At 42.6% G+C, this 15,404-nt stretch carries 13 protein-coding genes; 11 read left to right on the forward strand and 2 right to left on the reverse strand.

Annotated features, from left to right (window positions below; all coding sequences use genetic code 11):
* From HY805_01155 to HY805_01175, 5 genes are all read left to right on the forward strand, one after another.
* A partial coding sequence (locus tag HY805_01155) for a hypothetical protein (protein MBI4822826.1) occupies positions 1-416 on the forward strand: 416 nt, incomplete at its 5' end.
* A 104-nt stretch (positions 417-520) separates the two neighbouring features.
* On the forward strand, positions 521-1,051 hold the full coding sequence (locus HY805_01160) for a hypothetical protein (GenBank protein MBI4822827.1): 531 nt from the start codon (positions 521-523) through the stop codon (positions 1,049-1,051).
* A 200-nt stretch (positions 1,052-1,251) separates the two neighbouring features.
* Entirely contained in the window at positions 1,252-2,988 is a 1,737-nt protein-coding gene (locus HY805_01165; GenBank protein MBI4822828.1) for a hypothetical protein, read from the forward strand.
* A gap of 127 nt (positions 2,989-3,115) precedes the next feature.
* Positions 3,116-4,849, forward strand: coding sequence for an NADH-quinone oxidoreductase subunit L (gene nuoL / locus HY805_01170; GenBank protein ID MBI4822829.1), 1,734 nt, complete (start codon positions 3,116-3,118; stop codon positions 4,847-4,849).
* Positions 4,850-4,857: 8 nt separating this feature from the next.
* Positions 4,858-6,399 carry an NADH-quinone oxidoreductase subunit M gene (locus HY805_01175; GenBank protein MBI4822830.1) on the forward strand — a complete coding sequence of 514 codons (1,542 nt, stop codon included), beginning with the start codon at positions 4,858-4,860 and terminating at the stop codon, positions 6,397-6,399.
* 20 nt (positions 6,400-6,419) lie between these two features.
* Here the strand turns inward: HY805_01175 and HY805_01180 are convergent, their stop codons facing one another.
* On the reverse strand, positions 6,420-7,349 hold the full coding sequence (locus HY805_01180) for a TIGR01212 family radical SAM protein (protein ID MBI4822831.1): 930 nt from the start codon (positions 7,347-7,349) through the stop codon (positions 6,420-6,422).
* 228 nt (positions 7,350-7,577) lie between these two features.
* Here HY805_01180 and HY805_01185 point away from each other — a divergent pair, with 228 nt between their 5' ends.
* From HY805_01185 to HY805_01205, 5 genes are all read left to right on the forward strand, one after another.
* Positions 7,578-7,925, forward strand: coding sequence for a PKD domain-containing protein (locus HY805_01185; GenBank protein MBI4822832.1), 348 nt, complete (start codon positions 7,578-7,580; stop codon positions 7,923-7,925).
* On the forward strand, positions 7,897-8,520 hold the full coding sequence (locus HY805_01190; protein MBI4822833.1) for a hypothetical protein: 624 nt from the start codon (positions 7,897-7,899) through the stop codon (positions 8,518-8,520). Before HY805_01185 ends, HY805_01190 begins: the two co-directional genes overlap by 29 nt.
* A complete protein-coding gene (locus HY805_01195; protein MBI4822834.1) occupies positions 8,517-8,933 on the forward strand; it encodes a hypothetical protein in 417 nt (138 codons plus the stop codon). The genes HY805_01190 and HY805_01195 overlap by 4 nt, the downstream gene beginning before the upstream one ends.
* A gap of 679 nt (positions 8,934-9,612) precedes the next feature.
* The gene (locus HY805_01200; protein ID MBI4822835.1) at positions 9,613-11,535 is read left to right on the forward strand and encodes an aconitate hydratase; all 1,923 of its coding nucleotides are present in this window, start codon (positions 9,613-9,615) and stop codon (positions 11,533-11,535) included.
* A gap of 13 nt (positions 11,536-11,548) precedes the next feature.
* Positions 11,549-12,643 carry a Glu/Leu/Phe/Val dehydrogenase gene (locus HY805_01205; protein ID MBI4822836.1) on the forward strand — a complete coding sequence of 365 codons (1,095 nt, stop codon included), beginning with the start codon at positions 11,549-11,551 and terminating at the stop codon, positions 12,641-12,643.
* An 8-nt stretch (positions 12,644-12,651) separates the two neighbouring features.
* Here HY805_01205 and HY805_01210 read toward each other — a convergent pair whose 3' ends face one another.
* Positions 12,652-14,274 (reverse strand): FAD-dependent oxidoreductase, encoded by a 1,623-nt coding sequence (locus HY805_01210; protein ID MBI4822837.1) that lies wholly within the window; start codon positions 14,272-14,274, stop codon positions 12,652-12,654.
* A 677-nt stretch (positions 14,275-14,951) separates the two neighbouring features.
* On the opposite strand from HY805_01210, the gene HY805_01215 reads away from it, so the two are divergent.
* A complete protein-coding gene (locus HY805_01215) occupies positions 14,952-15,215 on the forward strand; it encodes a type II toxin-antitoxin system HicB family antitoxin (protein MBI4822838.1) in 264 nt (87 codons plus the stop codon).
* Positions 15,216-15,404 lie beyond the last annotated feature (189 nt).

Raw genomic sequence — 15,404 nt, forward strand, 5'->3', positions numbered from 1 at the left:
CATATACCTTAGAAGGAATCTTTTATCCGACTCTGTATGTAACAGACACTCAAGGCAATATTTATTCTGATGTGATTGCAATCACTGTGCTTTCAAAGACAGAGATGGATAACCTTCTTAAAGGGATATGGGAGAGGATGAAAGGAGAGTTGGCACTTAGAGATATTGAAAGTGGGCTTGAATATTTATGCAAAGACTCAAGGGATAAATATAGAGAAACCTTAGAATTTCTCAGTGATGAACTTCCTGACATTTTCCCCAGCCTACAGGGAATAGAATTGCTCTATATGGTAGACAACAGGGCTAAATACAGGATAAAACGACCCCGTTTAATAAATGGGCAAGAAGTGGAGATTACATATTACATCTATTTTGTAAGAGACTTTGATGGAGTCCTGAGGATAGAGGGGTTCTGATGATAGATAAAAGGAAACTGGCATTTGTGATAGCGGGGATGTTGTTTTGTTTTATGTCTTCTGGCTGTATATGGCTACATACTGATGGACCTTATAGGGGTAAAGTGGTAGAGCTTGAGACAGGCAATCCCATAGAGGGAGCAGTCGTTGCATCAAGATGGACGATTGAGCCTTATGTGCACTCAGAGAGGTTCTGTGATGCAAAAGAGACTGTTACGGATAAAAATGGAGAGTTTTTACTCCCACGAGGAGGATGTTGGTCACATTCTTTTGCAGAGTTATCTCCTGCAGATATTGTTATTTTCAAACCCGGATACCTTGCCTATCCGCCGTTAGGTGCATCACAGGAGGAAAGGAGGCTTCGGATGCCTGATTTTACAGGTTATGAATTCAGGGATAAAAAGCAATACTATGTCATAAATCTGGGAAGGCCGAAGACAAGGGATGAAAAATGGCTGTTATATGCCCGCACTGAAAGAGAGGAGAGGGAGTTTACATACGATGATGCAGGTAGCCCATTTATTCATAACGAAGCTTTTGAAAAATTACCTGCACTTTTAAAACTAATCAATGAAGAAAGAAAAAATCTTGGATTAACTGGGGAAATAGGACCTCCAGAAAATAGAGGGGATTAGTGAAAAATAAGATTTTTATATTATTATTAATATTTAGCCTTATAACGATTTTTTTAAAGGGACAGTTAAATGCCTACACCACAAATGTTCACGAGGAAATCACCAAGAGGGTGATTAATCAAAATACTGATAACTTAAATGGGTATCTTCAGAATATTGGTCTGATCAATGGTATAAGAGAACTTGTTAATAAGGAAGAAGTGAGAAGGTGGATAGAAAAAGGCAGTGTAAGAGAAGACTATAACTGGCAGAATCTTTTAGACCCATTATACTCTCATTTCTATAATCCATTGACCAACAAATCAGGTGTAGGGGATTGGGTGCCATCTGCATATGAATGGGCAGACATGCTGAATAATAAATGGTCATGGAAATCAGCGAGGGATTACTTCTATAAGGGGTTGACCCTTACCGTAAAGGATGAGAGGGGGGAAGCCCTTGCCAAGGCATTCAGAGCCTTAGGTCATGTAATACATCTTGTCCAGGACATGGCAGTGCCTGCTCATACGAGGGGAGACTTGCATGCAAATGACCCTTATGAAAGCTATACAAAAAACAATAAGCAAAGCTTAATCTATAATGCTGTTCAATTCACAGGCACTACAAACTCGGTTACATCAGGTGCTCCAAGACAGTTGTGGGATACTGATGTATACACAGAGACATCACTTCCTATAGGAACTGTCATAGGTCTTGCCGAATATTCAAGTGCAAACTTTTTTAGTAAACATACTATTTTCAAAGGCATGCCTCACCCAATGCATGAAGATACCAACTGTTATAAAATCAACGAATTAACTCCTGTGGAGATAACAAACGAAAAAGGGGAGAAAGACCTTAGAATATATATCTCAAAGGACAAGGGCGAGCAGGTCAAAAACCTTGCATCATTCAGCCTGCTTGAATATGATGTAGAAGGTAAGTTGGCAAAATACGGATATGCTATAAGTGAAGTGTGTAAGAAAACCCCTTTTCTACTTGATGAGAAAACGCATAAAGACTACGCCTCGCTTCTTATCCCCCGTGCTGTTGGCTACTCAGCAGGGCTACTGGATTATTTCTTCAGAGGAAGGATTGATATGGAGCCTGACCCGAATTCTCAGGGGCAGTATATAATCAAAAACCTTTCCAACGAGCAGATGAATGGGACATTTTCTCTCTATTATGATGACATATATGACAGTAGACGCCTTATAGCAAGTTTCCTCCTTTCTATTGAAGCTAATGACGAGGGCACTGTCTCCTTCAGCCTGCCTTCTGAGCCAAAGCCTAAAAACGAAGGTGAATATATCCTTGTATTCAGAGGCAAGCTCGGAAATGAGGATGGTGCAGTAGTAGGAGGGATTGTTAAGCTTAAGTGTGGATGTGACGTTTCACTTACAATTATAAATGAGGATGGCACACCAGCCCTTGATACCATAACGAGAGGTAGCTCGAGGGATTATAAAGCTACTGGCTGTGGCGATTGTCCGGTTACATGGTCTCTCTCTGCGACAGATGGAAGTGCGGTTGGCAATAGCACTATAACTCAGGATGGGGTATTAACTGCTGGCTCTACTGCTTGCGGAACATTGGGGGTTACAGCTAATTGTCGTGCATGTGGGACTTCAGATACGCAGGATGTTAGGGTAACGGATGCAGGCGGGTGGGTTCAGGTAGCTTCATGCTCGCAGAACAATTTTAGTGGCTGTTTCTCCACTGATGGTTGGATGGAAGAGACATTAAGCGGCAGATACAAGCATTTGGTAGAGTATCATAGAGCGCATTGTAGTACTTCTCCTGGAGTTTGTGAGTATTGTCGTTCTAACTGCGAAAGTTACCCAAAACCCTGTGGTGGTGGTTGTAGTGAGTGTTATGGATGTTTGACAGGGGGATATCCAAATTATTGTTTTCATTATATTCTGTGGACAGGTGATTTCGTATGGGTATGCCCATGAGGCAGGTCATGGGGACAGGTCTTGAAAGAGTACAGCGACATTGGCAGAACATTTATTGGATTTGTAGAGGGCAATGAGAATGAAAAATAATGGTAAACTTAGTGCATTTAAAACTTAAGGGGTAAATATGAAACTTTACCAGTTAATACCGCTTTTACCACTAATAGGGTTTTTTATCAACATCCTTTTTGGAAGATGGTTTATAAAGGATAAGGCTCACTGGGTTGCCTGCGGAGCAGTTCTGGCATCGTGGGTCATCTCTTTAATTACCTTTGCCGATGTCTCAGGCGGTAAGATTATAAACGAAATGCTCGTTATGGCAAACAATTTCCTACAGCTTTATTTTGGATGGGAGGCAGTGGGGCTTTGCTCTTATTTCCTTATAGGCTACTGGTATGAAAAGAAATCGGCATCAGATGCAGGAAAAAAAGCGTTCATAGTGAACAGGTTTGGAGACTTTGGCTTTGGACTTGGAGTTATAATTCTCTTCCTTACATTCGGCACACTCCATTATGAGCCTGTATTTGGTGCTATGAGCGGGCTCGTTGGCAAGACTATAAACATCCTTGGCTATAATATTGACCTCATAACCCTTATAGCACTTTTGCTTTTCTGTGGTGCAGTAGGCAAATCAGCCCAGATACCGCTTCATGTATGGCTTCCCGATGCAATGGAAGGACCTACGCCTGTTAGTGCCCTCATACATGCCGCAACAATGGTTACTGCAGGCGTGTTCATGGTTGCAAGGTGTAATGCTATATTCAGCCTCTCGCATACTGCCATGAATGTGGTTGCAGTTACAGGCGGAGTGACTGCCCTTTTTGCAGGCACGATAGCCCTTGTCCAGAACGACATAAAGAGAATAGTTGCCTACTCCACTGTAAGCCAGCTGGGATACATGTTCCTTGCCTTGGGGGTTGGTGCATATGGAGCAGGAATCTTTCATCTTTACACGCATGCCTTCTTTAAGGCACTCCTGTTTTTAGGGGCAGGCAGTGTGATGCATGCAATGGCAGGCGAGCTTAACATACAGAAGATGGGAGGACTAAGGAAATATATGCCTGCGACATACTGGACATTCCTTCTTGCCTCTTTGAGCATTGCAGGGATTCCCGGTCTTGCAGGGTTTTTTAGCAAAGACGAAATCCTCTGGAGGGCTTACACAGGAGGACCTGTTGGGAAATTCCTCTGGCTCCTTGCAACACTTACAGCCCTTCTTACAGCGTTTTATTCATTCAGGATAGTTTTTCTTGCCTTTCATGGAAAATTCCGAGGCACCCATGAGCAGGAGCATCACCTTCATGAATCCCCAAAGGCAATGACCATTCCACTTGTAGTCCTTGCAATCGGAGCAGTTGCCTCCGGATGGGTGGGTATTCCACCTCTAATCGGAGAGTTCCTTGGCATAGAGCATTCGGATAAATTCGGAGGGTTCCTTGCCCCTATTGTTGGACATCCTCATGGAGAAGGAACACACGGAGAGGAACTGATGGTTATGGCTATCTCCATAGCAGTAGGACTCATCGGCATTGCGACTGCGGCACTGTTTTACCTCAAGAGGCCAGAGTTGCCTGTTAAATTGGGAACTACATTCAAAGGTGCATACAAGGTGCTCTGGAATAAATATTATGTGGATGAGATTTATAGCTTCCTGATTGTAAAGCCAACACTCTGGGTTGCAAAAAACATAGTTGTGGCAATCACTGATGGATTGCTCATAGAGGGCATTGTCAATGGAATCCCAAAGATGATAGGTGGATTCAGTGCCGAGTTGAGAAAGATACAGACAGGATTTGTCCATCATTATGCAATAATAATGGCGTTTGGTGCGCTCATCGTTATAGCGCTAATTATATGGTGAGGTAAAAGATGGAACTCATGATGAACAAATTAAGCTATCCAATCTTAAGCACAGTGATATTCACACCTGTCCTTGGAGCACTGATAATACTCCTCATTAAGAGAAGTCATGAGGAACTTATAAAATGGGCATCCCTTTCTTTCACCACTATAACATTTATACTTTCGATACCTCTTTTTATGACATTCGACAAGACAACCTATGCCATGCAGTTTGGGGAGAAGCATTCATGGATTCCTGCATGGAATATAAACTATATGCTTGGGATAGATGGAATAAGCGTGCTTTTTGTCATGCTTTCAGCCCTTCTTGGAATACTCTGTGTGCTTGTGTCATGGAAGGCAATAACCAGCAAGGTAAAGGAATTCTACATAGCTATACTTCTCATCGAAGCCGCAATGACAGGGGTTTTCTCTGCCTTGGATTTCTTCCTGTTTTACATCTTCTGGGAGGCAATGCTTATCCCCATGTATCTCTTGATAGGCGTATGGGGAGGCCCAAAGAGGGTATATGCGGCAATAAAGTTCTTTCTCTTCACACTTGTTGGAAGCGTGTTCATGCTCATTGGAATCATAGTGCTTTACCTCTATGCAGGCAATACATTCAATATCCTCGAGCTTATGTCAATGAACTATCCATATGCCATGCAGTTCTGGCTTTTCTGGGCGTTTTTTGCGGCATTTGCAGTAAAGGTCCCGATGTTTCCTGTGCACACATGGCTTCCCGATGCACACACAGAGGCACCCACCGCAGGCTCTGTAATCCTTGCAGGAGTGCTCATAAAGATGGGTGCATACGGGTTTCTGAGGTTCTCAATACCATTATTCCCCGATGCAGTAAAGGCAATGGTCATACCAATGCTTACCCTTTCGGTAATTGCAATAATCTATGGAGCGGTCGTATGCCTTGTGGAAAAGGATTTAAAGAGGCTCATTGCCTATAGCTCAGTAAGCCACATGGGCTTTGTGACATTAGGGATATTTGCCCTGAATGCGAATGGTTTGGAAGGTGGAATCCTTCAGATGCTTAATCACGGAATAATAACAGGCGCATTGTTTCTTATGATAGGGATTATCTATGAGAGGACTCACTCAAGACAGATAAGCGATTATGGAGGGCTTGCAACACCGCTTCCTGTGTATTCGGCATTTTTCATGGTCTTTACCTTAGCCTCTATAGGGCTTCCGGGGATGAATGGATTTATAGGAGAGTTTCTAATAATCTTAGGAGGGTTTTCTGCAAAGAAGTGGGCAGGGGTCCTTGCCGCAACTGGCATAATAATAGGTGCAGGCTATATGCTCTGGCTTTATCAGAGAATCTTCTTTATGGAGACAAACCCAAAGCTCACCGAGCATCCTGATATGAACCTGAGAGAGATAATAACCATCGTCCCGCTTGTTGCCTTAGTGTTCCTCATAGGGGTTTATCCTAACCCATTCTTAGGCTTTATGCATGCCTCTGTCCAGCATCTTATCGAAAGGCTCAATCTTCCGTCAACGCCAGAGGCAACGCTGGCAGGGCTAGTGGAGTTTCTGAAGAAGGTAATCTAAAGTTAATCTAAGGGCGAAGTTTAAAGAATTACCTCCTGAGTAACCGCATATCTCTTCCCCTGATATGTATCCCTTTCAATAAACCTCTTCTCTATATCCCTCAGTATCTCACTTCTTGACTTACCCCATCTTGGAGCTATGAGAATCTCATCGGGTGCAGTGGCAAAAAGCCTCTGAATGACAATCTCAGGCGAAAGCCTACCTATAAAGTCAACAATGAAATTTAGGTATTCCTCATATCCAAACACATGAAACTGCTCTTTCTCGTACATGCTGGCAAGCTTAGTCCTCTGAACGACCTGAAGCTGATGAATCTTAAGAAACTCGATGCCTGCTTGAGAAACAACATCTGCCATATGAAGCATCTCGTCTTTTGTCTCTGTCGGAAAACCCACTATCACATGGGCACCTGCATGAAGCCCTCTTTTCTTTGTCATCTCAAGTGCCTTAAGAAATGTATGGTAGTCATGGCATCTATTGATGAATTTCAGGGTCTTTTCGTAAATGGACTGGATCCCGTATTCCATGAGAATGAACTTATTTGACAGAAGCCCTTGAAGCATGTCGAGCTTTTCTTCGTCAATGCAATCAGGTCTTGTGCCGATTGCAAGCCCCACAACCGATGGCTCCTCAAGTGCCTCGGAATAAAGCCTTTCAAGCACATCTATTGGTGCATAGGTGTTGCTATAGGGCTGAAAATATGCAATAAATTTCTCTGCCTTATATCTTCCCCTGAGATAGCTTATTCCATTTCTAACCTGCTCTTGCACTGAAAGTGCAGGCTTGCACGATGAGGGTCTGAAGCTATCGTTGTTACAGTAGATACATCCTCCAACACCCAATGTGCCGTCCCTATTAGGGCATGTAAAGCCTGCATCTACATTGACCTTGAAGACCTTTGAGCCGAATCTTTTCTTTATGTATGAGCCAAAGGAATTATACCTTTTCATATTTAATTATCTACATTCAGGGAAGGCTGTGTCAAATCTCGAAACTCATTGCTGTTTTACAGCAAAAAGACCTTGACAGAAAAGAGGATGCTGATTAGGATAATGCAACAGTCCCGATGCCTCGGGATTCCTACTTGGGCGAAAGGAAGGGACACCATCCAAAAAAAGGCGTCAAGGCAAAGAAAAAGGAGCAGAAATAATACGGGAAGTGGAGCTATGTTATGTCAGATGGACTTTGAAGGAGATGGGATTATTGACTACACTGGAGCTTCTTTTGAGAGCATAAGCCATACATATACCTTAGAAGGAATCTTTTATCCGACTCTGTATGTAACAGACACTCAAGGCAATATTTATTCTGATGTGATTGCAATCACTGTGCTTTCAAAGACAGAGATGGATAACATGCCTGTTATGGCTGAGATGTTACAGGATATGGCAGATATAAGGTTGATTGAATCGAAGGGTAATCGTGCCGAATATGATTTGCTCATGGTTAAGGAAAGCACCGAACATGCATTTTATGTTGAGTTCGTGAAAGATGTTAATGGCATATGGAAAATTAATTTCTTTTAGATACATGATAAAAAACACATTCATAATTATTGGGCTCTATCTGCTTTTCTCAACAACTGCTTTCGGAGCGACTTATAGTGGCAGGGTCATTGATGCAGACACAAAAAAGCCGATTGAGGGTGCTGTGGTTGTTGCAGTTTGGCTTGAGGAGAGAGCAACTATCGCTGGGCCCTCGTCAAGGCTTAAAGATGTAAAGGAGACCTTGACGGGCAAAGATGGGGCGTGGGTGATAAAAGGGCCGAAGGGAAGACGGATGGGTAATATTAAAGCTATTGTCAGCTTTCTTACAGGAACACATTTTACTAAACCACCTGAGTTTATTATTTTTAAGCCCGGGTATTGTTCATGGCCAGCGGCTTTTGGTATTGATGCATGTAAGGAAAAGATGAAATATTCCGACATTGGAGAAGGAGGAGTAGTAGAATTGCCGAGACTGACGGAGAGGGAGGATAGGTTGAAGGCTTATAGAGTAGGACCTGTGAGTGGGGTGGGTGCATACAAAAAGCAAAAAGAATTTATAAGGCTTCTAAATGAAGAAAGTAAAACACTTGGTTTGCCGGGGATTTACGAAATTCCAATGGAGAAAGAAAAGTGAGAATAAAAGCTCTTCTATTTTTGTGTTGCTTAGTTTCCATGGTGATTTTTTCTGCTTATAGTTTTGGTCTTGAAAAAAACACGCACTTGGCAATTAATCAAGAAGTTGCTCAAAGAACTATCAATAGCTTTTCTTTAGGTAACTACTTAAAAAACGAATTGGGTTTTATGGGTGGCGTTGATGAGCCTTTATATGGATATTCTGGTAAAATGAAAATACATATCACTCAAAAAGTATGGCAATGGCTTGGGGAAGGCGGTTTCACGGAGGACGAACCTCTCTGGCGCTCTTTCAGGCATTTCCATAATCCCTTAAAGCCTTGGGATACCGCAGGTCTTAAGGATTCTCATTTAAAATATGAAGAGCGATTTAGATATAGTAACCATCTGCACAATTTTACTTTATCACATTAAAAAATTAGAGTCAAATGTTCAGCTCATGTGGAGAGGGATTCAACGAGAAAAATAGAAATTATATGACACCTTTCGATAAGCTTCAAAAAGTTACCGAATTAGTGAGCGAAAACAACCGTCGCATTTTTTTCCCACCTTCCTCTTCCTTACCCCTTCCTCTCCTTGTCTACGACTCATAAAGAAAAACTCCTTTGCCCTTTATCTTAAGCAGGCGGATTTTTCCTGTCAAGGGCGACAGAGCAGGCGTGCAGTAGTGCAGTAGTAACTGAGATTCTGAAATGAATTCAGAATGACCCCCTCATCCTGCCTCTCCTGCAAAGTGGAGAGGGGAACACACCCCTGCCCCTCTTAATAGAGGGGAATAACTGTGGAAATGTTTCTAAGAACTACTTTAGAAGACTTTTTCATATTAGATGTGTTAGAGGAGTTTTCCATCTCTAAGTGATATAGTGAAAGTGACAGGGAAAAGAAGGATTCCGAACAAGTCGGAATGACAGACCCCTAAAACCATAGTTCATTTTTTTGCTTGACAAAGGGTTTTGGAAATTAAAGCAAAATGGAGGTCTGAATGAAAAGACAGACACTTTTAAGATGGGCAAGTGAGGCACAGCACTCAGTGTGAAGGAGAAAACAGTTAGATTTCCCATGATGCCATATGTTAATTTATAAGGGAGCTTTTATGGGGAAAAACATTTTAGAGAAGATATTGGACTCACACAGGGTTTATGGTGATATAAAGCCAGGCAGTATTGTGGGGCTTCGTGTTGACCATGTCTATACGCAAGATGCAACAGGAACCATGGCGTGGCTTCAATTCGAGGCTATTGGGGTTAAAAGAATAAAGGTTCCTCTTTCGGTCTCCTATGTTGACCATAATATGCTTCAGTCTAATTTCATGAATGCAGATGACCATGCCTTCCTCGAAAGCATTGCCTTAAAATACGGTGCATATTTTTCAAGACCTGGAAACGGCATATCCCATCAGGTGCACCTCGAAAGGTTCTCTGCTCCTGGACTTATTGCACTTGGCACAGACAGCCACACCCCAACAGGCGGAGGCATAGGCATGCTTTCAATTGGCGTAGGAGGACTCGATGCCGCAACTACCATGGCAGGAAAGGCATTTGAGCTTAAAGTCCCAGAAGTGTTTCTTATCAGGCTTAAGGGAAAGTTGAGAAAGCCATGGGTCACTGCAATGGATGTAATCCTTGAGGTGCTTAGAAGGCTCACAGTCAAAGGTGGTGTTGGCTATATACTCGAATACGGAGGCACTGGGGTTAAAGACCTTAATGTTACAGAAAGGGCAACGATTACAAATATGGGTGCTGAACTTGGTGCAACCACCTCTGTATTCCCAAGCGATAAAAAGACACTCCATTATTTAAAGGCAGAGGGAAGGGAAAAAGATTGGGTAGAGCTTCATTCCGATGAGTCTTCGGATTATTCAAGAGTATTGGAGATAGACCTATCTAACATCGAGCCCCTGATTGCACAGCCTCATAGCCCTGATAATGTTATACCTATAAAGGAGCTTTCAGGGAAAAAGATAAATCAGGTCTGCATAGGAAGCTGTACGAATTCCTCTTATCTTACGATGAGGCAGGTGGCATCTATACTTAAAGGAAAGACAGTGGCAAAGGGTGTAAGCCTTCTTATAAATCCCGGCTCAAAGCAGGTCTATGAGATGCTCTCAAGAGACAGGCTGACTGCTCAAATGATAGACGCAGGTGCAAGAATCCTTGAGGCGTCCTGCGGACCGTGCATAGGCATGGGAGGTGCTCCGGGAACAGGACAGGTCTCTATAAGGTCTTATAACAGGAATTTCAAAGGACGCTCTGGAAATAAAGATGCATTTGTGTACCTTGCAAACCCGCTTATCTCAGCTCTATTTGCTATTAAAGGAGAGATTGTTGACCCAATGACCTTAAGGATAAAAGTTCCTAAATTCAGAGAGCCTAAAAAATATCTTATAAATGACAATCTACTTGTCCCTCCAGCCAAAGATACATCGGATGTATCTGTTATAAAAGGACCGAACATTAAAAGTGTGCCTTTAAAAACACCTCTGACTGAGACAATAGAGGCAGAGGTGCTGATTAAGCTTGGTGATGATATAACCACAGATGACATAATGCCTGCAGGCAGTCAAATCCTGCCTCTCAGGTCTAATATCCCTGCTATCTCGGAATATGTGTTATCAGGCATTGACAGCACATTCAGCAAAAGGGCAAAGGAGGCAAAGGGCTTTATAATTATAGGAGGCGAAAACTATGGACAGGGCTCATCGAGAGAGCATGCCGCAATAGCACCCATGTACCTCGGACTTCAGGCAGTTATTGCAAAATCATTTGCAAGAATACACAGGACAAACCTTATAAATTTCGGAGTCCTCCCCCTTGTTTTTAAAAATGCATCTGACTACGATTGTGTTGAAGGTGGAGATAAACTCCTGATTAAAAATCTCAAGGGCTCTTTAAAGACGGATATAAAGGTAGAAAACCTTACAAAAGGCAGTTCATTCTATGTCCTCTCTGCTTTTAATGACAGAGAGGCCGAATTAATACTTAAAGGAGGACTTCTTCCACATACGAGAGGGTTATGAAAGAGGCAATGCCATGTTCGATATAAGTTATGATGAGCTTGGGCCTTCAAAGGTCATACACCTTTATTTTCCCTGCTCAGGTTTCAAGGCAATAGTTGTCATCGATAACACAGCCTTAGGTCCTGCTATAGGTGGAGTAAGGGTCTCAGCTTCTGTAACAGAAGATGAGGTAATAAGGCTCGCAAGGACAATGACCCTTAAGAACTCTGCTTCAGGGCAGGCACATGGAGGTGGAAAAGCAGGAATCCTGATTGACCCAAAGGACCCAAAGAAGGAGCAGTATTTCAGGCTCTTTGCAAGACAGATAAAGGACTTATATGAGTATATTCCAGGGCCTGATATGGGCTCTGATGAGAAGGCAATGGCATGGGTTTATGACGAGATAGGAAGGGCAACAGGACTTCCAGAGGAATTAGGAGGTCTTCCACTCGATAAATTAGGTGCAACAGGCTTTGGTCTTACAAGATGCGCAGAGATTGCCTGCCCATATGCTGGAATTAAACTGAAAGGTGCAAGGGTTTCGATTCAGGGCTTTGGAAGCGTTGGAAAGGCAGTCAGTAGATTTCTTTCAAAAGAAGGTGCAGTAATAGTTGCAGTAAGCGATACAAAAGGCACTGTTCATAACCCAGATGGCATGGATGTCAAAGAGCTTATAGAGATTAAAGACTCTACAGAAAGCGTTATTAATTATAAAAAAGCCTCACTTAAAGGGCTAAATGAGATATTCTCGATTGACTGCGATATACTCATTCCTGCGGCAACACCGGATGTGATTAACAAGGATAATGTTGGTGAGGTAAAGGCACGGCTCATTCTTCAGGGTGCAAATATCCCTGTAACTGCTGAAGCAGAAGAGCTCCTTCATAAGAGAGGAGTTCTTTCTGTTCCTGATTTTATTGCCAATGCAGGTGGAGTGATAATGGCAGGAATGGAATATGCAAAAAGGACTGAAAAAGAGGCATTTGAGGCAATAGAAAGAAAGATAAAGGCAAACACATTGCTCATCCTCGAAAAGTCCAAAAAAGAAAACATCCTTCCCCGAAAGGCAGGAGAGGAGATTTCCAAGGAGCGGGTCTTAAAGGCAATGAACTATAGAGGAGGGCTTTAGTAGGTCTTTTATTTTGCAGGGGTTTCCTTTTTCCAGTATGGGCTTGAGATGTCCTCAAATGCACTAAGTGCGGCAACCGAGCCTTGTGAGACTGCAACGACTATCTGTTTCACTCCGCCTGTTATGTCTCCTCCTGCATACACCCCAGACATCGATGTCCTCATCCTTTCGTCAACCTTTATATAGCCTTCCTCGTTTAGCGTAAGTCCAAGAGCCTTTGCAAGGCTGTTATTTGGCTTATAGCCTATTGCTATAAATATGCCATCTGCTGGCACTATCTTTACTGCTCCTGTCTTGTTGTTAGATATTGACACTGATTGAACTAATCTATCGCCTATTATCTCTTTTACCTCACTGTTAAACATAACCTTGATGCCTGTTTTAGATAGGGTTTCCTTTAGCCTTGCCTCTGCCCTTAACTTATCTCTTCTATGGATAAGGGTTACCTTTGCACCTAAGCTATTAAGGTAAAGTGCATCTGTAACTGCGGAATTCCCTCCGCCTATAACAAAGACCTTTTTCCCATCCTTGAAATAATATCCGTCGCAGACAGCACAATAGCTCACACCTTTTCCGTAAAGCCTTTTTTCACCCGGGACATCTAATGCCTTGCTCTCAGCTCCTGTAACAAGGATAATTCCCTTTGTGATATACATTGTTCTGTTTGTCTTCACATTGAAAGTGCCATCTCTTTTTTCTATCTCTTTGACCTCTTCTCCTTGATGGATTTCAGTATACTGGCTGGCTTGTGCGGCAATCAAATCCACAAGGCTTTTCCCTACAATGCTTGTGAATCCTGGATAGTTTTCCACCACAGGTGTGATTGCAACCTGTCCGCCTATATTGGCTTTCTCGAGCACAACGGTTTTCAGCCCTGCCCTTTCGGCATAGATAGCGGCAGTCAAGCCTGCAGGTCCTGCTCCTATAATCACGATGTCTTTTTCTACAGGGCCTTTTTCGGTCAAAAACTCGGGCAGAACAAACTCAGGCAGTTTACCTGTTATAAGGGAACTTACAAAGAACTCCTCTAACTGAAGCCCCTGACCCGTTAAGGTGTCATTTATAAATGTCTGCGGAACAGAAAGGGAACCTAATTTTTCGGCAATGTCTCTGTTTTCGTATATCTCTATTACATCCAACGAGAGCATGTCTTTCTTTGCCATTACTGCTGAAACAGCATAAAGAACCTGCTGGGGACAATAAGGGCATGTTGGGCTTACAAAGACCTCTATATGCCGTGGCTCTTTAATCTCCTTTATTTCCCTTAAGGATTCCTCTGAAAGAATACCCATGCCAGTTGATGCCATTATTAGGGACATTATAAAGGAGCGTCCTTCCTCTCCTAATGGAGCACCTGTAAGCCGAATAGTGTATTTATCAGGCGCTATGAGGACTGTAGGTGACCTTTGAATTCCATGCTTTATGGAGTCCTCATCTCCAATCCTATGGAATCCTATCTTAATCTTATCGGTGAGCTTTGAGATGCCCTTTATGAGTGAAACCGTAAAATCATTGAACTGGTCATTTAGACCTGCTTTTGTATAGACCTCTATGATGACATCGTCTCTAAGGTCTTTGAATGCATCCTTTAATATCTCTTTTATATCCTCTGTAACTATTTCAAGTTCCATAGGGAATATTGTATGCTGTTTGCAAGGTCTTTTCAATTAGCCTTTTTGCTTTAATTTACTGGGGGAGGGGGGGTATCTTCTAAGTTATTGATTTTTAAGGATTCCTGCTTTAATTTTGCTTTAATATTAAACCAAATCAGCTTTCTTACTTCTCCTTTTTTCATACCAAACTATAGTTAGATAATAACATCTCTAAAACCCTTTTGTCAAGTAAAAAATGAACTATGGTTTCCTATTCCCCTCTCCCCTTGCGGGAGAGGGCGGGGGTGAGGGGTCATTGGACTTTTCTGTTCACCCTCCCCAAACCCCTCCCGTCAAGGGAGGGGATTTTTAGTGGTCATTCTGAATTCATTTCAGAATCTCAGTTAAAACTGTCGCACTAAATTCTGAATAAGTTCAGATACATGTGAGACTTAATGCGTCAATTAAATCACCATCCCCTAACCCCTCCCATCAAGGGAGGGGTCGATAAAGCAAATCGCATTTTTCCTTACAGGAGAGGTTTTTGCTTTCTTTTAATTACCCTCTCCCCTTGCGGGAGAGGGCGAGGGTGAGGGGGATATAACTTGTCTCATATGTGTTGAACCCATACAAATCTCTTGACAGGGAAAGAAGGTGAAAATTAGAATAAGGCGGAGTTTTTATGCTATCATTAAGATTAAAGAAGGGGTAAATAAATGGATTTTTTTACGACGGTGCTTAGGCAGAGTGGCGATTACTGGGTAGCCCTGTGTCTTGAGAATGGGCTGGTAGGGCAGGGCAGGACAAAGGAACAAGCCATTGAAAAACTAAAAGAAGCTATTGCCTCCCTTGAAGAGGTTCAGAAGACAGAGGACATCTATAGTGCACCTCTTTCAATAAAAGAGCTACATGAATTTCTCACAGTAGAAGAAAAAGAACCCCTTTCAGAGCCTTATGAGGTAAGAGCAGTGTATGCCTAAGGGCATCCCAGCTCTTAAGCCAAAAGAACTAATCCTCAGCAGGTTATAAACGCCAGTTCAATGAGGAAGTGCAACACTTGGGGCTACGAAGGAGTTACCCTAAGTGTTTATGGAGAGACGATATAAGCAACTTAATTTGGAAGAGAGGGACAGGATAACGGAGTTGAAGGCAAGGGGTTTTAGCCTGAG

The sequence above is a fragment of the Nitrospirota bacterium genome, assembly GCA_016207905.1.
Lineage (GTDB): Bacteria > Nitrospirota > Thermodesulfovibrionia > Thermodesulfovibrionales > JdFR-86 > JACQZC01.